Source organism: uncultured Bacteroides sp. (genome assembly GCF_902491285.1).
Classification (GTDB): Bacteria; Bacteroidota; Bacteroidia; order Bacteroidales; family Bacteroidaceae; genus Bacteroides.
In genome coordinates this window covers 1-20,445 of sequence record NZ_CABUHK010000019.1, presented here as the reverse complement: position 1 = coordinate 20,445, position 20,445 = coordinate 1, and the positions used below count along the sequence as shown (strand labels likewise).

Sequence of the window (20,445 nt, the reverse complement as noted above, 5' to 3'; positions counted from 1 at the left end):
ACGAGGGGGTGCGCGTTGGGGGTGTACTTTTTTTATCCATCTTCCGAGCTACCAAATACTTGCGGACTTTTCATATATGAAAAAACGCATATAAAAATGAGTGATTTAGACGATATAAAAGAAAAGATTCGCGCCGCGATGAACTCGCAAGGAACATATACATCTGATTTGGATTTGTGTATAACTCTTTGTGCGGGCTCTTACATTGCGTTTAAAATCGCTCTCAATGACATAGCTAAGAAGAAACGTTCGTTTGTTACGGAAGTTTCTCGTGAAGGAAATAAGAAGCTCGTAGCGCATCCGGCTTTCAAAGTTTTATTTGATGCGCTCGAAGTTACTCGTAAGCAGTTGCGGGAACTTGGTTTGACACTACAAACTTTGTCCGCGTCTGACGATGACGAGGTAAACGACTTAATAAACGAGGTAGACAAGATAGATCGCGATGGAGAAGGAGACTAGAGATAAACTGATAGCATTAAAGCAGTCGGTTATCTCCGACTTGCATAACATCGACGTTGATTCGTATAAGCTAGGTAAGGCGGACGAAAGATTAAACGTGTATATAAAGGGCTGCATTAATGACCCGGACGCGCACAACCTTTACGAATTACTAGCCGTTCGCCGCTTCTTCGTATTCCTCGACAAATACGAATTTCGGATCAAGGAAGTAAAGAAGTTCGTCACGTTCTACGAGCGATTGAAATTCTCCGGCACAAAGGGAAAAACTAGATACAAGCTGACTCCGATACAAGTGTTTCAGTTCTCTAACATTCTCGCGTTTTACAAGCCCGGAACAAACAAACGTTTGATTCGCGAAGCTCTTCTATTCGTTCCGCGTAAATTCAGTAAGACAACAAGCGTAGCGAGTCTTTCAATTAATGATTTATTGTTCGGTGATGCGAACGCGCAAACATACGTAGCCGCAAACTCATACAATCAGGCGAAAGTCTGTTTTGATGAAATACGTAATATTTTAAAGTCTCTTGATCCGAAGTTTAGACACTTCAAAATCAACCGAGAAATCATATATAATCGCATAAAGGGAAAAACCTCTTTTGCCCGTTGCTTGGCTTCCAATCCCGACAAACTCGACGGATTAAATGCAAGCATGGTAATAGTAGACGAGTATTCGCAAGCCGATAGCGCCGCGTTGAAGAATGTATTAACTTCCTCAATGGGCGCACGGCTCAACCCTTTGACCGTAGTAATTACGACCGCATCCGATAAAGAGACGGCTCCATTCGTCGAAATGCTCAAAATGTATAAATCGATCCTACGAGGTGAGATTGAAAATGATTCCATATTTGCGCACATCTTTGAGCCGGACGTAGACGATGAGGAAGGCGATCCGGCAACGTGGCGCAAAGTGCAACCACACATGGGTATAACTGTCTATGAAGATTTCTATATCGACGCGTATCAAAAAGCACTATATAGCGCACCGGATGCACTGGAATTTCGAACAAAGTTACTAAACGTATTTACTACCGACCAAACAACAAAATGGATTGAGGCGAAGCAGATCGAAGAACGATTCAAAGATATTAGAATAGAGAATATCGGTACTTATCCGTTAACAATGGCGGCGGTCGATTTATCCGTTCGAGACGACTTTTCTACGGTCACTTATAATATCTATTCAGAAAATAGTGCTTCTTTTCACTCGCATACAGATTATTATTTCCCTGCTGGGGCACTAGCGAACCATCCGAATCGGGAACTTTACGAAGGTTGGGCGAAAGCGGGTTATTTAATTCTTTGCGATGGCGATATTATCGACTATCAACAAATCGTAAATGACATATTATCACGGGCTAAATACCTTAAAATAATGGGAATCGGATACGACCCGTATAAATCGGCTGAATTTGTGAACCTTCTTACTTATTCCGTAGGCGGTGCGAGCGAATATATAAAGCCTGTTAAACAGACATACGGAACGTTTACAAGCCCTATCGAATCTTTCGAACTTGCTCTGTATCGGAACAAACAGACTTTTAGCCCTAATCCGATAACTCCGTTCTGCTTTGGTAATGCGGTATTGGACGAGGATAGGAACATGAATAAGAAGCCAGTCAAGAAAACGCATAACGCGAAGATTGATTCGACAATAACAAATCTAATGACATTCTATTTATTTAATAACATGGAAGTATGAAACTATCTTTTAATTTTGAAATGGGACGTTCAAAGACGCAAGAACGCGCCTTGAATACAGAGGCAAACACGACGGATAAAGACGCGGCGATAAATACTCGATTGCCATCATTGCCCGGTCAGCCAATAGATGTGCATAACAGCAACCAAGCGATGAAACTTTCAGCCGCATATAGATGTACCTCTATTCTTTCGGGAACCATTGCATCTTTGCCGCTTATCATAAAACGAAAAAAGGATGGTTATTTCTCACCAGATGAAGAAAACGAATTGTATTCGATATTAACCCGTATGCCTAACCGACGAATGAATAGTTTTGAAATGGTTAGAAATATGGTTGTTCAAATTGTAAATCAAGGAAATGCTTACATCGTTATTCGTCGGAAATTCGGTAGTGTTAACGAACTTGTATTATGCGCAAATAATACAGTAACCTATGACAAGTTGAATGATGTTTATATTATCTCTGATCCATATAACCGAATATATGGGCGTTTTGAACCCTATGAAATAATCCATCTTAAAAATAATAGTTTGGACGGGGGATATACAGGAGTAAGCACAATAATGTACGCTAGCCGTATCTTTTCCATAGCTGCGAGCGCCGACAATCAGAACTTGCGAACTTTTCAAAATGGAAGTAAAATAAAGGGGCTTGTTTCCGGTGCAAAAGAGACTAATAAAGGGTTGCCTGGTGCGGGTATGACAGATATTCAACTTTCTACGGTTGGGGATCGTATCGAGGAACAATTAAACACAGGAAGAGACATTATCTCAGTTCCCGGCGATGTGGGATTTCATCAACTTTCTATTAATCCAGTTGACGCACAGTTATTAGAAACAAAGAAATTTAGCATTCTTGATATATGTAGATTCTACGGAGTTCACCCGGATAAAGTATTTGCCGGGCAATCTACTAATTACAAGGCTTCCGAAATGAGCAATGTTTCTTTCTTGACTGATACGCTGCAACCAATATTAAAACAAATCGAGGCCGAATTTAATTATAAACTGATTCCTAATTCAGTCGCTAATCTATATAGTATTTCATTTGATTTATCATGCTTGTATCAAACCGATTTAACGACGCAAGCGAGTTATTACAAGGCTCTGGAAGAAATGGGCGCTCATTCTCCGAATGATACTCGTAGGGCTTTAGGAAAGCCACCCGTTGAAGGCGGCGACAAAGTATTTATTTCCTGCAACGTTCAACCGATCGAAACGGCTAGTCAAAAAGTAGAGCTACCAAATAATAAGGAAACAAACATATAGTAAAACGATACTTGTAAAAATGGAAATACGAAGTTATACAGAGCTAGGCGCTCCTAAAGTTGGAGACGGAAGAATAATCGAAGGTTACGCCGTGGTATTCGGTCAGGAAAGCCGCGTATTGTACGACAGGGAAAAGCAACGCGCCTTTGTTGAGGTAATCGAAAAAGGAGCTATAACAGAAGAATTGTTGCGTAATAGCGATGTTAAAGCCCTGTTGGATCACAATAAACAAAGATTATTAGCCCGCTCTAATCGCGGTGCGGGCACTTTGTCGCTCGAACTTGATGATTACGGACTAAAATACAGGTTTGAGGCTCCTAGTACTCCCGACGGAGATTTCGCCGTAGAAATGATTAAACGCGGTGATATTTTCGGTTCATCCTTTGCGTACGCTTTAAATGAAAAGGACAAAACCAAAGTTTCATATTCTATGAAAGACGGGATGTTACTTCGTGCCGTGCACAAGATTGATAGAATTTCCGATATATCGCCTGTTGTTGATCCTGCTTTTTACGGAACGGATGTAACCGTTCGTAGTATGGACGATGCGATAGCGGAGTTGTCCGGCGAAAATAGAGACTATTTAGATGAACTTAATAATTTACGTAAATCAATTTAAAACATGAGAAAAGAATTTGAAACTATTGCTCAATATAAAGAGCAAATGCGCGCTATGTTGGATAAAGCAGAAGCCGAAAAGAGAGCACTTGATGCAAACGAAAAGGAGCAGTTCGAGCAGTTGAAAACAAAGAAAGAACTTTTGGAAATGAAAGTCGAACGCCGTGCGCTTGAAGATATTAACGCGGGGTTGGTGTCAGACCGTCGAGTGTTGTTTTCACAGGCTGTTTTTGACGTCGTGAATCATCGTTCTTTGGAAGAATACAACGGAGTAGTATCGGAAGGCGGTATTAAAGTTGTAGAACGTGCGGTGACTGTTACAGATACAGCCGATGCGGCTAGCATGGTTCCGGTTACAATCGGTGAAATCATTGAACCGTTAGAAAAAGGCTTGATTATTGATAAGCTCGGTATCAAAATGCAAAGCGGGCTCGTGGGCGATCTTGTTTTCCCAACATTGGCGGCTGTTGAAGCAACAATTCAGGGTGAAAATGTTACGGTTACTGATACCGAGTTGAATATCGACAAAATCAAGGCTTCCCCCAAACGTGTATCTATTTCTATCCCGGTATCAAAACGTGCAATCAATCAAACGAATTATTCTTTGCAGGATGTCGTTTTGAAGCAAATTTCGCTCGGTGTCGCCCGTGCTTTGAATAAATGGATGTTTTCGGGAACGGCGTTATCTAGTGCAAGTAATGGCGTGTTTGTAAAAGCAAAACCGGACGTAGAATATACTTCCGCATTGACATTCGCGAATATTGTTGCACTTGAATCTACCGTTATGGATGCGGGCGTAGATGTTACGGACGGTACAGCCGCCTACGTTTGCACCCCGAAAGTGTATGGCGCTTTGAAGTCTACTCCCAAAGCGGCGGGGGCTGCTGAAATGATTTGTCAAAACGGTATGGTAAATGGCTATCCGGTTCTCGTTACTAACTACATGGATGCTGATTCTATCGGATTCGGTGTATTCTCTAACGCTGCTATCGGTCAGTTTGGCGACATGGATCTAGTGATAGACCCGTACACCGGAGCGAAAAGTAATATCGTAAACTTTGTGTTGAATACTGATTATGATATTGTTGTAGCTCGCCCGGAAGCCTTTGCCATCGCAAAGAAGAAAGTGGCTTAATATTATTTGATATTGATACTGAAAGGGCTTTGGCTTCACTGCCTTAGCCCTTTCTTAATTACTTGAATATGGCGCAATACGTAACACTTGAAGAGCTTAAACAGCATTTAAACGTCGATTTCGACACTGACGATACATATATAACCGGACTTATCGAACCTGTTCAACTTCTTATCGAATCGTATCTAAATAATCCGCTAGATACTTACGTTAAGGACGCGAAGATAGATCGGCGTATCTGGCACGCAATCCGCATACTCATAGCGAATTACTACGCAAACCGTGAATCGGTAACATTCGCCACGCCGCAAGTTATTCCGGGACACGTAGAACTACTACTTCAACCTTTAAAACGATACACGTAATGCAAGCGGGATTATTAAACGAAATGATCGGCTTTTACCGTAGCGAGTCAAAGCGCGATAATCTGGGCGGCACGTCTGAAAGTTGGGTGAAAGTATTCGATAAACGCGCATACATTCGCTTTAAGTCGGGTGCACGTAAAGAAGCGAACGGCGAGATATATAATACGACCGTTAATACAATAATGATTCGCATCTGCAAAGAGATTAACGCTAAAATGCGAATCGAATACGACGGGCAGAAATACAAGATTCTATCTATCAATCACGACCGGAAGCAACAAGCAACGGTTATAGAAGCGGAGGTAATCAATGAGTAACGACAATTACACCGGGCGCAACTTGTATCGCGTCGAAGTGGATGCAACGCGAGTAAACGAGCTACTTAAGCGGTTGAACGATAAAGAAGCAAAGAAGGCTATTTCCTCCGCTCTTAGAAAATCGATTCTTATCATTCGTAAACAGGCGCAGGAAAATTTAATTTCCGCTGTTACTGATGCAGAATTTAGCAGTTCTAAGAATGGCGTATCGTTCAAACCGTTAAAGAACGAAATAAACGTAGCGGTTTATCGCAATGCTTCCGGTGCACGGGTTGACTTGATCGACCGCCGTAAAAAGGGATCACGCGCTTATATGTTGAAATGGTTCGAATCAGGAACAAAAGAACGAGCTACCAAAAAAGGAGCGAATAGGGGTATTATAAATGCTTCCCACTTCTTTTCTAATGCGGTCAAATCGAAGCAGAAAGAAGCAGAGAACTCACTAGAGAAAAATATTATTGATTCTATAATGAAAGTAGCAAATAAAAAGAAATGAGTTTATCAATAGGCGCACACGTATATAAGAGATTAAGCGACTCTACAGAGTTGGCAAAATTGGTTTCTGATAAAATATATGCTATCTCGACCAAAACGGAAACATCTTTTCCGTTCGTTATCTACAAGCGTAGTTCTCTGGTTCCAGAATATACGAAAGATAGATATGGCACGGGCGATACTGTTTCGGTTGAGGTTGTCGTAGCTAGTGATAACTATTTAAATGCTGTCACCATTGCCGAAGAAGTGCGTAAGGCGCTCGAAAACAAACGCGGGCAATATGACAACTTCAATGTAATAGACGCTAACCTAATGAGTGCAGACGAGGATTTTATCGAAGATACTTTCATTCAACACCTCGTTTTCTCTTTTAAAACTGAATAATTAATAACTAAAACACGATAAAATTATGAGTAAAGCAACGGCAGTATTAGGCAAAGACATGATGTTATTTGTAGAAGCTAAAGCGTTAGCTTTGGCGACTTCCTGCAAACTGGGTTTGTCTGCTGAAACAATCGACACACAAAGCAAAGATTCGGGCATCTGGACGGAGAAGGACATCAAGAAACTTTCTTGGAACGCTTCAAGTGAAAACGTATTTAGCGCGGACGCAGACGCAAATAGTTACGATAAATTGTTTGCGTTGTTTATCGCACATAAGCCCGTAACACTGAAATTCGGTATTGTAGGCAATCCCGATGTTAATGAAATGCCCGCCGCAGGTTGGACGCTTGCGAATGGTGCATATACCGGAAAGGCTGTAATTACTTCACTGGAAGCAAATGCACCGGACGGGGATAAAGCGACATTCTCAATTTCTTTCGAAGGAACCGGGGCGCTAACTAAAGAAGCAGCCAGTAAGTAATCATGGGCGGCGTTTTGCCGCCCTCTAAAGCAACTATTCAATGAAAACAATATCACTTAACGGAAAAGATTATATCTTGAAATATACGCTCCGTGCGTTCTTTGTATTCGAATCTATATCCGGCTATCCGTTTCAGTTCGGAAAGATGTTAGACGAGTTTCTTTTGTTTTACTCGTTCCTGCTTGCCGCTAATCAGGAATCGTTCAAAATGGAATTTGAGGAATTTATCGAATTATGCGAAAATGACTTGACCCTATTCGAGCAATTCAAAGAGTTTATTTTGAATGAAATCAAGCTACGTTCGCAGATGGCAGGAAATGACGTAAAAAAAAAGAAGGTGACGACGCGGAAACGAAAGCAGTAAGTATTCGCGAACTCTATTCGCGTGTTGTCGGAGAAGGCGGCATCGCTCCCGATTACTTCCTCGATAAAATGGACTTTATCGAGGTTGAATCGTTTATAGACGGATTGAACCGACGCAATCGGGAAGCGTGGGAACAAACTAGATTGTTAGGTTTCATTATAGCGCAATCGAATAGCACTAAAACGCTAAAGCAAACCGATATACTCCGGTTCCCGTGGGATGAAGAGGAAAAGAAGGATACGAGCGTAACGGATGAAGAAATGAAGCGATTACGAGCTAAGGCAAAAGAATATGAATCACAATTAAACACGAATAAAGATGTCTGATATAGTAACAAGATTATTATTAAAAACGAATGACTTCGACGCGAATTTAGAGAAGTCAAAGAAGGGCGTTAATAACTTTCAGGGCGGTATTAGCAATATGGCTAAAACAGCCGGAGCGGGTATCGTTAAGTTTGCCGGGACTATCGGTGTAGCTATGGGAGCATACGAGGGATTAATGAAAGTTATTAATAGCTCACAAACAACGGGAGATGCTTATGTTAAAATGATGGATCAAGCAAAGGCGAGTGTTGATTCTTTTTTTTCTAGCATAACATTAGGAAACTTTGATGGCTTTCTTTCTAACTTGCAAAACGTTATAGACAAAGCCGGGGATTTATCCGTCGCCTTAGATAATTTGGGTACAAAAACTTTATTTAATAAAGCAGAGGTAGACGATCTTAATACAAAATATCAGCTTGAACTGAATGCGGCAAAAGCGCGCAATATAAGCGATGAGGAACGCAATAAACATTTGGCCAAAGCAAAGGAATATCTTATGCAGATGGCAACTTTGCAGCAATCATTAGCGACTGCCAATACTGATACTTCCTATACTGCTTTACAGGCTGACATTTCAAAAAACGGATTTGGGCATAATGTTTCTAGGGAGATGTGGGATTATCTTCTAAAAGATAGTAATAGGGCGGGGATTGAGAAAATAAAATCAGATCACAGCGCACGGCTATCTGCATACGAAAAGAGAATCACGGATTCGCAATACATGGATACGTATTCCGGGCAACTAGTAGACACAAAAGAAACGGGAAAAATTCGCGCGGAATTGAAAGCGTACAAAGAATCCCGCTTTGGTCTTTATGGAGAATTAAATCGGCTGTTTGTTGAATCAGCAGACGACGAAAAGTCAGCAATAGCACAGGCGTTAAAAATGAGGGCTACGGCAAATAGTCTTAAAGTAGCGGTATCTAATAAAGAATTGGAAGTAGCCAATACAGACGCAAAAATAAACGGAAGCTACAACAAGCGAAACGGCGGTGGGAGTGGTAGCGATACAAAGATAAAACCTGAAAAAGACTCCATCGCATGGTATGACACCGAAATAGCCAAACTAAATAATAAACTTATAGCTACTACGGACGTGCAAGCAAAATCGACTATCAAAGCAACGATTAACGAACTCGAAGCAAAGAAAATAAAATTGCAGATTAAGACTAGCGGAAACAGTATAGAGGCGATAAACATTCAGTTGTCCGCATTAAATAAGAATCTTATTGCCGAAACCGACATGCAAGCACGCGCAACGATCCAAGCGACAATTAACGAGCTAGAGCAAAAAAAGATTAATCTCAAATTTGTAGTCGATCAAGAAGCGTTTAAAATCGCTCACGGTGAAATGAAAGACGGCGCTTTGTCCGTACCTATTGCGCCAACTTACGATAAAGTACCTACTCATGGGAAAGAAGGTAAAAATTTTAAGTTGCCAAAATATAAGCCTTTGTTTAAAAAGAAAGATGTAGACATGAACGAACGCTACGCCGAATCGCTTTCGGCGGTAGGGGATATTATGGGCAATTTATCCGGTGCATTTGATAGCAATACCGCATCCGTATTACAATGGGGAGCGAGTCTTCTGATGACTATCGCGCAAGCTATTCCGGCTATAACGGGAATGATTGGAGTAAAGCAAGTAGATACGGTTGTCACACAAGAAGAAACGACCGCCGAGGTTGTTAATGCAGGTGCAAAAGCTATGTCTGCACATGCCGGAATACCTTTTGCCGGAATAGCCCTAGGTATTGCCGCCGTTGCTTCGATTATCGCAACAATGGCTAGTATGCCCAAATTCGCAACAGGCGGTATCGTTCCAGGCGCATCGTTTACAGGCGATAAAGTCCCTGCTTTACTTAATTCAGGCGAGATGATTCTAAACGGTTCGCAACAAAGCAGCTTATTCCAAATGCTTAATAGTGGATCGTATAGCTCCTTATCGCAAAAGATCGCACCGTCTGCAGGAAATGGAAATCAGCCTGCAAGTGTAACGTTCCGCATACATGGAAGAGATTTAGAGGGAGTTTTGAGTAATCATTATAATCAGAAAGGCAAAGTAAGATGAAGTTACGATATTATTCAGAGTTTAATAGCAAAAAGGACAAGACATACAGAATCGAAATTCATACGGTATTTGCAACGTATTCCGAAGAACTCGCCCTAACGGATGCCCCGTTTAGCGTTGAATACGAATCGGACACTTTATACAAACCGTTGAAAATGTCTAATTCGGTAACAAGTATATTGACTGATAGAATCTTGTCCGACCTCTATACAGCCGAAGGACAAAATATAGAAGTTCGTTTATATAATAAAACGGATGATATTTTAGAGTGGTTTGGATATATGAGTCCTAATTTATATTCGAGCGATTATATAACTCCGCTTAATATAGTGGAGATACAGGCAATCGATACTATTTCCGTTTTGGAAAATAAGAAATACTCTTATATTGATCCTTCCAAGGTCTATTTTAAAAGCTTCAAAGATGTTATTATGCATATTCTTGATATTGCCGATCCCGGAAAGATTTTAAGCAAATTATATTATCAAAAAACTAATAGAATCTCGAAAGATGTTTCTACTTCTTTGATAGAAGATATTTATATACATGAACGAAATTTCTTTGATGAAGCTAACGAGCCGATGAATAGTAGAGATGTTTTAGAAGAAATCTCTAAATATATCGGTATGACGTTCATTCAGTATCAGGATGCTTATTATATGATCGACTATGATTTTATCAAAAACGACGAGCTTCATTTTTTCGTTTATGATAGAATAAGCGATACATGTGAAAGTATAACAATCCCTTCCGCACTATTGAATGTGCGTAATATTGGCGTATCTGAAAGTGCGGGAAGTATATCGTTTGGTGATGTGTATAACAAAGTATCTGTTGTTGCTAATATGAATCAGATAACCAACTTATGCCCGGAATTGCTCGACGACGAAAAGGATATAATAAATCAAAACTCTGCACCTAACAAATATTATATATCCAGCAGGGATATAGACGGAAAGAATTATACTCTTCTTAATTCGTTTTTTAAATCTAAAAGTAATTGGTATTACCCCAAACCTGTAAAAACTGGATTGGAGTATGAAATAATTGAAGAAGTTACTATTGATAACATGAATAGTATTTCTTCTGGTGTAGTATGGCAAAAGTATGATAATTATGTAACAGAAGAAGGTGAGCCCTCTTCATTAAGTTGGCGAACCTGTATTTCATTTTTGGAAAAATATGATAATTTTTGGAAAAATAGTAGCACGCGTTTAATGCTGCAAAAAGAAGAATACTCTTTATTTAAAGGGGGATGTTTTATAATAAATATCGCTTATAGAATGTCGGCGTCTCTTCTTCCGAATGATATAATAAAAACGTCTGACGAAGTATATTCGAATACTAAGTACGGTTCAGGATTTAATCATACTACAATACCATGTAAGTTATATATAGATGATTATTATTATGATGGCGAGATGTGGAGAAGTAGTAAGTATTATACGAATCGTGTCGCTCGAGACTATTATAAGATTACACATAACTTAACTTATAAAGGTGCTACATGGTATAGATATAAAGATGAATTTGGAGATTGGAGATTTGTAAGCAAGGGGGAATATGATTCAACTAGCGGTGAAAAAGCTTCCGGCGGATTTTCTGATAGAAATAAGGTTTATGCGTATAGGGAAAACGGTGAGGATATTTTTGTTGAGAAATGGTATCATGATGAATGTGTACTAAAAGATGGTTTCTATTTGGTTCATATAAATAAAGAAGGTGACAAAGTTTTCGATGAAGAAAAGAGATTAACGAATACTGTTAGTTATAGATTTAATCTATACGATTCAACGGACGGCGTAGCGATAAAACTGCCAGATGATAAAATTCTATGCGGTAAAATACATTTAGAATTAGGCACTCCAAATCATTTAGGGGGCTATCCAATGTATCGTACAGATGGGAGATGTTCTCCTTGTAACGCCTTTCATATATCCGATTTCACATTCAAGTACACTAATAGCAAAGTAACTTACGATATATTTAACGATGTAGTGGATGATTCCGACGTAGTATATAGTAACGTAATAAACGATAACAATGTTACAGAAATGGACGACATCGAACTACTAATCAATTCAAATGCAAAGAATATTTCGTCTTATTCAAATTGCGCTACCAAATCAGGGGATAAATTCGATTATTTAAAAACGGTATATAGTCCGTTGCACGATAAAAATGTATTGCCGGAACAAATACTAATAGACAAGCTTTACACACATTATAAAGCTCCTAAATTTAGATACAGTAATAATTTAAATCGTGGCTTTTCGATACTGTCTAGGATTTACGAAAATTCCCTCAAAAGAGAAATGGTCGTCGATCAAATGAATATTGATTATGCAAATGAAAGTTGTAACGTGTCATTAACAGAAACATGATAGAGATAGAAAACAAAAAAGTACCGCATTCGTTTCGGAATAAGTATTTACGCAATTCCGGTTCGGTAAGTTTTAGCACAACAACCCCAACGCCTATAAATGGCGGCGGGGCTAATATTGATGTGCTGAAAATCGACGATGGACGTACCGTTTCAGATGAGAATGTATTTTCATCTCTTCGTGCTTTGTTAGAAATAAAATCGCGTATTATCTCTTTACACGATACTGATACTATTCCGAGCGATGATAATACATTTTCTTCTTTGCGTGCGATTTCCGAAATCTTATCACGCATTATTAAAGACGGAGATACGAAAACGGAGCTTTCAGACGAAAACGTCTTATCTTCTCTTCGTATAAAAAAGGAACTGAATGCGATTAGCCAAAAACTAATAGACGCTATCGAATCTCTAAAAGAACTGTATTTATCTAAAGTTAACTCTGATACAGCAAAAGGACATATAATACTTGACAGCGGTGCAACTTCTGACCTATTACAGTCTAAAGAATTTTCAAACGGGGCGCTTGGTTCCGGCTATTTAATAAAGCGTGATCCTAAAACGGGCAAATCTTATATTGAGGTTGATGAACTCTATGTGAGGCTAAAGGCTATATTTGATTCTATTGAAATTAAAGAGTCTCAACATGTATCCGGGCAACAAATACTATCATGTGCTAGTATTAAGTGTACTAAGGTTGATAATATAAAAGAACTAGCCCTACGAGATATCAATGATATAGAACTATACGATATAAACGACGTTCAACTACTTTCATCCGAAAGGCGTTATCGTTGTTATTTTACTGCCGACGATGGAGAAAAAGCAGTATTTAGCCAATTTGTTGTAGGAGATTTTGCACAGTGTCGCCAATTTAATATTAAAGAAGGGGCTTATGAGGGTGTTTCTAATCGTTATTATTGGCGCTATGTTGTTGCTGTTGGTGATGATTATATAGACCTGTCTGTAGATGATTGCGTCCCAAATAGCGATATTCCACAGGCAGGAGATACAATCATTCAATTAGGCAATCGAACTGATCCATCACGTCAGAATGCAATACTTTTATCTGCTTATGGAGATAACGCTCCTATAACCCAAATGCTGCAAGGCATTGACTCTTATTCGCTTGAAGGTAAAGCCGTGAAAGATGAAGGATTTGATTCAGTTAGTCAGCTTTTTTATTCTAACAATTACGGTCGTAGTTATATTGGAACTCGGGATGGAAGTTCTTATATAAAGTATACCCCAGAAGATGGCGTAGAGGTTAGCGGCGCAATATTATTGCAATCCCAAGAAGGTAAAGTTTGGGCGGTTAGCAACAAAGGTCTTAATATTGTCGGCGATGAGTCCGGCGCACATTTGGAGCTTTCGCCCGACACATGTGACCTAAGAGTATATAATGAAGAAAACAAGGTTTGCACAATTGTTGAAGGAAACGAATATAATAATATTGATGATATATACAATCAAGATGTACCTATTCTGACTGCATTAGAGCCATCTGTCATGCAAACACACATGGCAAATATTGATACTAATATATCACTAGTTACGGAAAGTGTATCTAAGTATATAGACTTTAGCCCTATATCTGAATCATATTTTGATGTAGTAGGAGAAACTACTATACAATATAAATATTATTATGCATATACCCTTTTATTCAACGGTAGAGCAACGGGGAAAGCCTCTATAAAGGTGGAAGTCATTAGATATGAAAACGGGGATTTTAACACTCCCATAGAATCTTATGTATTACTTAATAGGGAGCATTCGGAAGAAACTGGCGCCGATACTTTTGTGTCGTCTATTAAACTTAATATTGTACTACCCGTAGCAGGAAGGTATAAACTAAAATGTTCCCTAGTTTCATCCATAAATTTAAAAAGTGAAGGAGATACACGTTTAGTTTCAAGAATCAGATTAACGCATTTTGAAGTTAAAGCTATACCCTCGGGGTATGTATCTCGCATTTTTGCCAATGGTATGACAATGGGGGATAAGAGGGGGAATAATATCACCTTAATAAATAGGGATTACGATGCATGGGGCAAATATCTTCAGATGGATATAGAGAATGATTCGGCGGGTATAAAAGTTACTAATACAAAATTACTCGGTAAGTCAAGGGGATTTATGGGGAGTAATGCGGCGCCATATGGCATAATACCTAGAATATTGGCGTGCGGATATATAAATATAACTGCAAATTATAATCCTTCCCTTTATAATGTACATACCGCCGATGGCGCTACCCTTTCGGTTAGCAAAATATCGATTGGGAAATATAAGGTAACATTTCCCGAAGAATGGCATCAATACCAATTAGGGTCAAATGGTTATGTAACATTAACCGGGTATGATTATATCCCTAATAGCTCCGGTAAACCCGCAATAGCTACATTATTAAATTTAGATGTAGAAGGATTTACCGTAGCTATATCTAACGGCGCAAGTTTGGCGGATGGGGAATGTTTCTTTGAATTGAAATTATTTTGAAAAATTAGTAACAATATGGCAGGAGAAAAGTATAACATTCAATTAGAAGCGATTGAAATATTTAATCGACTTCAACAAGTGCCCCAACTGACAGAGGGTTTAAGTAATTTATTACAGAACTTCAATTCACACAATCACGATTTGCGTAATGATACCAGATACCAACCACTGGGAGATTATGCAGCTGATGCACATACGCATACAGCAACGGACATTTCGGAAGATTCTACACATAAGTTCATGACGCAGACGGAGAAAAACACGCTAAGTTCTCTCGGAACTACATATGCCAAGGCTGATATGTCGAATATAACAACCTATCGTTTTAGTACTGAAGCTACTTCTTCATACATTAAATTTAGCAACGGTTTACTCATCTGTTGGGGATGGATTAATTCAACAGGAGCAACAAGGACGGTATATCTCCCTATATCATTCGCTAATGACTCTTATAGGGTATCACTAACCTCGGAAACTCCGATTGCAGCAGTTGTCGTTTCATCTATAACGGTTAATAATAAAAGCGTTTCCGCATTTAAAGTAAGGGGGGATTTTCACAATGCCACAACAGGTGCTAGCGGTTATCCCAGCGAGGCATTTGATTGGATTGCAATTGGAAAATGGAAATAAAACAAGATTATCATGAAACAAAAAATGTATTGGAATAATGGATTCTACGATACCAAAATAAATGGTGCGGTAGAAATTAGTGAAGAGTATTATCAGGAATTGTTATCCGGTCAATCAGCTGGAAAACTAATAGTAGAAAACGATGAAGGATACCCGATTTTGGTAGAATACGAGTACGACCTCGAGGAAGTACGGAAAATTAAAGTGTCTGAAATTCAACAATATGACAAATCAAACAGTGTCAATTCTTTTAAATTATCGGATAGAAGCATGTGGTTAGATAAATCTACACGTGTTGGATTATTTAACTCAGTTTCAATTGAAAAGGAAGTAGGGAAAACGGATACGATTTTATGGTATAATGCAGTGAAATATGTCATCCCGATACCGGATGCTCTAGCAATGTTAAATGCACTTGAATTGTATGCGTTAAACTGCTACAACGTGACACAATTGCACATCGCAGCAGTTAATACACTTGATTCAATCGAAGAGATTGAAAAATACGATTATAAAGTAGGTTATCCAGCAAAATTGAGTTTTCCGGGATAGCCTGTACGGAAATCATACACTTTGATAGCTTCTTTCGTCTCTAGCTGATTGATGCTGTTAATATGCCTTTGTGTGACATTGTAGCATGCAAGGGCATATAATTCAAGTTGACGCAACACATCAACCGCCTTATCAATAGGGAGCACAAATAAGGCATCACCTAGCCAGATACTTGTTTCGTCTCTTTCGCTTGCTTGTTCTACCGAAAAAGAGTTCATAAGTCCGACACGGGTAGATTTATTGAACCATCCGGATACGCCATTGATTGAGAATTGATTCACTGCATCAGATGCGTCGTACACCCGTAATTCGCCAATCTTTTGTGTTCTTAGCTCTTCGATAGTGGGCTCATATTCTACCAAAATTGGAAATCCTTTTTTGTCCTCAACAATCATCTTTCCTGCTGATTGACCGGATAACAATTCCTGATAATACTTTTCACTAATTTCTACCGCACCATTATGTGGTGTATCGTAAAATCCATTTTTCCAATACTTCATAATTTTTATTTATTAGTTTATTTCCATCGACCGATTGCTACCCAGTTAAATCCACCATTATAAGCGCCATTATTTGAATCTGTTGCATGAAATAATCCGTACATTATAAATGATGCTTTAGAAAATGAATAGATATCACCAGTCAAATTAGTAGTGTTATCTATAGTTCTTCTCATCGCAATCATGACCGAATAATTAGAATCATAGAATGATATAGGTAGATATACCGTTTTGTTTCGACCTGATGTACTCGAGTTTCCCCATTGCATCATTAAGCCATCAGGGAACTTATAATACCCGTTCTGTCCTAACGATTTTGTCGTAACATTTGAAAAGTCTTTCAATGCTGCATTAGTTCCGAGAGAACTTAGCGAAATTGTCAAGCTACCAAAACAAGAAAAGCAGGAATACAAATAAAAACATGGATGAATGGCTAAAAATCATAGGCGCGTTAGGTGGATTAGAGGCGATCCGATTTACTGTTACTTTTCTAGCAAATCGAAAAACGAATGCCAGAAAAGAAAAGGCTTCTGCAGATTCTATGGAACTTCAAAATTTACTTTCTATCATTGACAATCTAAACAAGCAGATCGAACGATACGACGAACGATTAAAACAACGTGACGAGAAAGTAGATACGATTTATCGAGAATGGAGAACCGCACAAACAGAGTGTCAAAACTGGATGCGAAAATACTACGAGTTTGAATTAGTCTTGAAAGATGCAGAACACAACCGATGTGATAGACCAGATAGCGAGTGTAATCGAAGAACGCCACCGCGTAGACCGATAACTATTAATCAAAATAATAAGGAGACAACAGAATGAAACATTTTACCATTAAAGAGCTTTCGCACTCCGACACGGCACTAGCGAAAGGGATTGATAATTTCCCTACGGCGGAAGCTATCAGCAATTTAACAAAGCTAGTAGATAATGTACTCGATCCTCTACGCGAGAAATATGGGAAGCCGATCCGCGTTAGTTCTGGGTATCGTAGTGCGATTCTTAATCGCAGTGTGAACGGTGCGACATCTAGCCAACATCGACTTGGAGAAGCCGCTGATATTACGGTAGGAAGTAAAGAAGAGAACCGGAAACTATTCGAAATAATTAAAAGCGAATTGCCTTTCGACCAGTTAATCGACGAAAAAGATTTCTCCTGGGTGCACGTATCATTCAGAGAGGGACGCAACCGGAAACAAGTCTTAAAGCTATGAAACGGCTAGTCTATATTATCATATTGCTGATGTTAGCAATATGTTTTGTATCATGCCGGACTCAATATATCCCAGTCGAGTCTGTTCGCACTGAATACAAGACACGTGATAGTATCCGATTTGATAGTATCTATCAGCATGACAGCATTTATACGCTCGTAAAGGGCGATACAGTCTATCAGTATAGATATAAATATCTGTATCGCTATCTAACAACGAATCGCACCGATACGATTCTTAAAAACGATTCTATTTGTGTACCTTATCCGGTCGAAAAGAAGTTGAACCGATGGCAAAGTTTAAAGATGGAGATAGGCGGATGGGCTTTCGGGATCGTTATTGTTTTTATTTTGATAATAATCGGACGAATAGTACATAAGTAAAAAATAAGTAATACCTTTGCTAAAAGTGAGTATACAAGTGTTTAGTCCGTGACAGAGAAATCTTGTCTCAATTAAATAGTTATCTCCATTATAATTAATTATCAACTAAATAAAATGATATGAACTCATTTCTTAATTTCATAAAAACTGTAAGAAAAGGATTGCTTAAAGCGTTTATTCTTTCAATTTTATATATTATTATCTATAAATTTTTCTTAATAAAAATAGATGAGATATTTGCGGGTGCATCCATTTGGGGGGAGATTTTTTATGATATATCTTTTGCGTATGTAACAGGTTTTATGTTTCATTTAATGGTAGTACATTATAAAGAGTGGTATGATCAAAAATGTATAAACAAATATGTATTACCTAAGCTTGATCTTATTTTAGGGCAATACGAAACAGTAATAAAAGAGATGTGTAGCTATGCTAAGATAGAATACTACAAATTTTTGTCAGATGATGATTTTAAAAAAATCTGTGAAATAATTTCAGGGAATAAAGCTAAAGCAGATGCTCCTTTAATTTTGGGGTTATCACATCCCCCGATTTTTGCTACATGGAATCAATATTGTATCAACTTTAAAAACGAAACAACTAGGACTGTTGAGCAAATTTTATCAAAGTTTTCATTATTAGATAGTGATCTTGTTTTACTTTTATCAGAAATAGAGGATAGTAAATTTTTCAATAGGCTTAGATTATACGAAAATTTAATGAGTATGGGATTAGAACGAACTAAAATAGGTTTTGACCATAGTGATATTTTAATAGATTATACATCATTGATGAGAAGGCTAGAAATATATAGTATTAAAAAGAAAAAAATCTTTAATGGTTAGAATATATTAACCCCGCATATTTCAGTTTGCGGGGTTAACTAAGTTAAAGCAATAACGAATTAATATAGTCTATTACTTTTCTATTCGCTTTATCTATTTGCTCTAAATCGTAATCTATATAAATTCCGGTTGTTTTGCATCCGAACTCATGCCCCAAAGCTAAAGATATTACATCTTTCGATATTCCTATTTTATGCGCTATTGTAGCCCATGTATGGCGCGCCCAATACGAGGTGATGTCGGGAAATAAAATATCTCTAATCTTTTTCCCGCCTAATCCTTTTCGTTCGAAATTTCCCAGTTTTTGCAAACCTCTATTCATTGCTGCCATATACTTTCTATAATTGTAATCGTTGGTTTCGAGCGTGTTTAGTAGAAATTTATTTCCTTTATACCTGCTTATTATCTCCATTGCTTCCGGTTCTACTTTGATAGAGTATAATTTTCCGGTTTTTTCTCGTTTGTACTCTATGCGTCCGTCGGTTATTTGTTTAACGTGGAATAAATCAATTCCGTTTATTCCAATTAAATAAAACATAAGCATGAATATATCTTGATACTCTTTTTGATATTCTTCGCCGATGAAGTCTCTTAGAGTAACAAGTTGATCCGACTTTAACGAGCGTTTTCTTGTTTCTTCTTTTTCTATTGTGAACTTCCTGAACGGATATAATTCCGTCTCTTCATTGTCTATCGCATAATTGAAAATCGCCCTAATATTTCTTAGGTGAATAGATATTGAATTGGTTTTCATTCCGGTATCTTTTAGCCACTTGTTAAATGCTTCTAACCATTTCTTAGTCATAGATTCAAATGTGCACCCTGGATCATAAGCAAGAATTTTATTCTTTGTACCTTTATACACCTCTCTTGTATTGCCCTTTGTCTTAGTGGCTATAAACTCGTCTATGTAGTTAACGAATGCTTTAGTAGTTGATTCGTTTTTGATTGACTTTAAAATGTATGCTTTTAAAGCCGTGTCGCTCATGTTTTTTAATTTCTGATTGTCGTCAAGGATAACGAGTAGCATTTCAACGCGATTAATAAGATTTCGAATCGCTACGTTCTTAGCTTTATGATTCTTTGCATTCTTGTTATACTCCGTGCCCGTCCATGTTTCCGGCGTAGCGCAAAAATCAGTACATAGCATTATTTGCCCTTTGTGTCTGATTTGTAATTTAACCGGGTATGTACCGTCTTTCTTTTCTCTGCGAGTGTCTAAGTAAAAACTAACTGTCGCCATATTATTATCATTTTTAGTATATATACGCAAACAGCGTATTAATCGGGTAGCGCGACAAAAACGCGTGATGAAAATTTGCATTAAATTTGCATTTTCTCCTTTGATGATACCCGTTTATAACGCCTAAAAACGGCTCAGTCTGAAAACTTGGGGGATTGCGTTAAAATTCTTATTTTTGCATCATGAAAACATCCTCTTCCC

At 38.3% G+C, this 20,445-nt stretch carries 24 protein-coding genes; 21 read left to right on the top strand and 3 right to left on the bottom strand.

Annotated elements, in window-relative coordinates; genetic code table 11:
- Positions 1–96 precede the first annotated feature (96 nt).
- From RDN93_RS06970 to RDN93_RS06890, 17 genes are all read left to right on the top strand, one after another.
- Positions 97–459, top strand: a complete 363-nt coding sequence (locus tag RDN93_RS06970; protein WP_070750452.1) for a hypothetical protein — start codon at positions 97–99, stop codon at positions 457–459.
- Positions 443–2,158, top strand: a complete 1,716-nt coding sequence (locus RDN93_RS06965; RefSeq protein WP_308744824.1) for a terminase TerL endonuclease subunit — start codon at positions 443–445, stop codon at positions 2,156–2,158. Before RDN93_RS06970 ends, RDN93_RS06965 begins: the two co-directional genes overlap by 17 nt.
- A complete protein-coding gene (locus tag RDN93_RS06960) occupies positions 2,155–3,429 on the top strand; it encodes a phage portal protein (protein WP_308744823.1) in 1,275 nt (424 codons plus the stop codon). The genes RDN93_RS06965 and RDN93_RS06960 overlap by 4 nt, the downstream gene beginning before the upstream one ends.
- A 19-nt stretch (positions 3,430–3,448) precedes the next feature.
- On the top strand, positions 3,449–4,048 hold the full coding sequence (locus tag RDN93_RS06955; RefSeq protein ID WP_308744822.1) for an HK97 family phage prohead protease: 600 nt from the start codon (positions 3,449–3,451) through the stop codon (positions 4,046–4,048).
- A 3-nt stretch (positions 4,049–4,051) separates the two neighbouring features.
- Positions 4,052–5,182: a phage major capsid protein gene (locus RDN93_RS06950; RefSeq protein ID WP_308744821.1), complete on the top strand. Its 1,131-nt coding sequence runs from the start codon at positions 4,052–4,054 to the stop codon at positions 5,180–5,182.
- 68 nt (positions 5,183–5,250) lie between these two features.
- Entirely contained in the window at positions 5,251–5,547 is a 297-nt protein-coding gene (locus RDN93_RS06945; RefSeq protein WP_308744820.1) for a head-tail connector protein, read from the top strand.
- A complete protein-coding gene (locus tag RDN93_RS06940) occupies positions 5,547–5,864 on the top strand; it encodes a phage head closure protein (RefSeq protein WP_008999302.1) in 318 nt (105 codons plus the stop codon). Before RDN93_RS06945 ends, RDN93_RS06940 begins: the two co-directional genes overlap by 1 nt.
- A complete protein-coding gene (locus tag RDN93_RS06935; protein ID WP_143257516.1) occupies positions 5,857–6,360 on the top strand; it encodes a hypothetical protein in 504 nt (167 codons plus the stop codon). The genes RDN93_RS06940 and RDN93_RS06935 overlap by 8 nt, the downstream gene beginning before the upstream one ends.
- On the top strand, positions 6,357–6,743 hold the full coding sequence (locus RDN93_RS06930; RefSeq protein ID WP_308744819.1) for a DUF3168 domain-containing protein: 387 nt from the start codon (positions 6,357–6,359) through the stop codon (positions 6,741–6,743). Before RDN93_RS06935 ends, RDN93_RS06930 begins: the two co-directional genes overlap by 4 nt.
- Before the next feature lie 25 nt (positions 6,744–6,768).
- On the top strand, positions 6,769–7,224 hold the full coding sequence (locus RDN93_RS06925; RefSeq protein ID WP_308744818.1) for a phage tail tube protein: 456 nt from the start codon (positions 6,769–6,771) through the stop codon (positions 7,222–7,224).
- 40 nt (positions 7,225–7,264) lie between these two features.
- A complete protein-coding gene (locus RDN93_RS06920) occupies positions 7,265–7,588 on the top strand; it encodes a hypothetical protein (RefSeq protein ID WP_308744817.1) in 324 nt (107 codons plus the stop codon).
- Positions 7,589–7,656: 68 nt separating this feature from the next.
- On the top strand, positions 7,657–7,914 hold the full coding sequence (locus RDN93_RS06915; protein WP_308744816.1) for a hypothetical protein: 258 nt from the start codon (positions 7,657–7,659) through the stop codon (positions 7,912–7,914).
- Positions 7,907–9,985 (top strand): hypothetical protein, encoded by a 2,079-nt coding sequence (locus tag RDN93_RS06910; protein WP_308744815.1) that lies wholly within the window; start codon positions 7,907–7,909, stop codon positions 9,983–9,985. The genes RDN93_RS06915 and RDN93_RS06910 overlap by 8 nt, the downstream gene beginning before the upstream one ends.
- Positions 9,982–12,369: a hypothetical protein gene (locus RDN93_RS06905; RefSeq protein WP_308744814.1), complete on the top strand. Its 2,388-nt coding sequence runs from the start codon at positions 9,982–9,984 to the stop codon at positions 12,367–12,369. Before RDN93_RS06910 ends, RDN93_RS06905 begins: the two co-directional genes overlap by 4 nt.
- Positions 12,366–14,870, top strand: coding sequence for a hypothetical protein (locus tag RDN93_RS06900; RefSeq protein ID WP_308744813.1), 2,505 nt, complete (start codon positions 12,366–12,368; stop codon positions 14,868–14,870). Before RDN93_RS06905 ends, RDN93_RS06900 begins: the two co-directional genes overlap by 4 nt.
- 15 nt (positions 14,871–14,885) lie before the next feature.
- Positions 14,886–15,500 carry a hypothetical protein gene (locus RDN93_RS06895; protein ID WP_308744812.1) on the top strand — a complete coding sequence of 205 codons (615 nt, stop codon included), beginning with the start codon at positions 14,886–14,888 and terminating at the stop codon, positions 15,498–15,500.
- A 12-nt stretch (positions 15,501–15,512) separates the two neighbouring features.
- Positions 15,513–16,052: a DUF4376 domain-containing protein gene (locus RDN93_RS06890; RefSeq protein ID WP_308744811.1), complete on the top strand. Its 540-nt coding sequence runs from the start codon at positions 15,513–15,515 to the stop codon at positions 16,050–16,052.
- On the opposite strand, the gene RDN93_RS06885 is transcribed toward RDN93_RS06890, so the two are convergent.
- The gene (locus RDN93_RS06885; RefSeq protein WP_308744810.1) at positions 16,022–16,552 is read right to left on the bottom strand and encodes a DUF4376 domain-containing protein; all 531 of its coding nucleotides are present in this window, start codon (positions 16,550–16,552) and stop codon (positions 16,022–16,024) included. The two genes, RDN93_RS06890 and RDN93_RS06885, sit on opposite strands and share 31 nt — an antisense overlap.
- 17 nt (positions 16,553–16,569) lie before the next feature.
- Positions 16,570–16,824, bottom strand: a complete 255-nt coding sequence (locus tag RDN93_RS22075; protein ID WP_374047370.1) for a hypothetical protein — start codon at positions 16,822–16,824, stop codon at positions 16,570–16,572.
- 149 nt (positions 16,825–16,973) lie between these two features.
- Between RDN93_RS22075 and RDN93_RS06880 the strand changes: the two genes are divergently transcribed.
- The 4 genes from RDN93_RS06880 to RDN93_RS06865 all read left to right on the top strand — a co-directional run bounded on the left by RDN93_RS06880 (position 16,974) and on the right by RDN93_RS06865 (position 19,001).
- Positions 16,974–17,381: a hypothetical protein gene (locus tag RDN93_RS06880; RefSeq protein WP_308744809.1), complete on the top strand. Its 408-nt coding sequence runs from the start codon at positions 16,974–16,976 to the stop codon at positions 17,379–17,381.
- Positions 17,378–17,773, top strand: a complete 396-nt coding sequence (locus tag RDN93_RS06875; protein WP_308744808.1) for a D-Ala-D-Ala carboxypeptidase family metallohydrolase — start codon at positions 17,378–17,380, stop codon at positions 17,771–17,773. The genes RDN93_RS06880 and RDN93_RS06875 overlap by 4 nt, the downstream gene beginning before the upstream one ends.
- The gene (locus RDN93_RS06870) at positions 17,770–18,156 is read left to right on the top strand and encodes a hypothetical protein (protein ID WP_308744807.1); all 387 of its coding nucleotides are present in this window, start codon (positions 17,770–17,772) and stop codon (positions 18,154–18,156) included. The genes RDN93_RS06875 and RDN93_RS06870 overlap by 4 nt, the downstream gene beginning before the upstream one ends.
- Positions 18,157–18,275: 119 nt before the next feature.
- A complete protein-coding gene (locus RDN93_RS06865; protein WP_308744806.1) occupies positions 18,276–19,001 on the top strand; it encodes a hypothetical protein in 726 nt (241 codons plus the stop codon).
- Between the two features lie 43 nt (positions 19,002–19,044).
- Here RDN93_RS06865 and RDN93_RS06860 read toward each other — a convergent pair whose 3' ends face one another.
- A complete protein-coding gene (locus RDN93_RS06860; RefSeq protein ID WP_308744805.1) occupies positions 19,045–20,244 on the bottom strand; it encodes a site-specific integrase in 1,200 nt (399 codons plus the stop codon).
- Positions 20,245–20,445 lie beyond the last annotated feature (201 nt).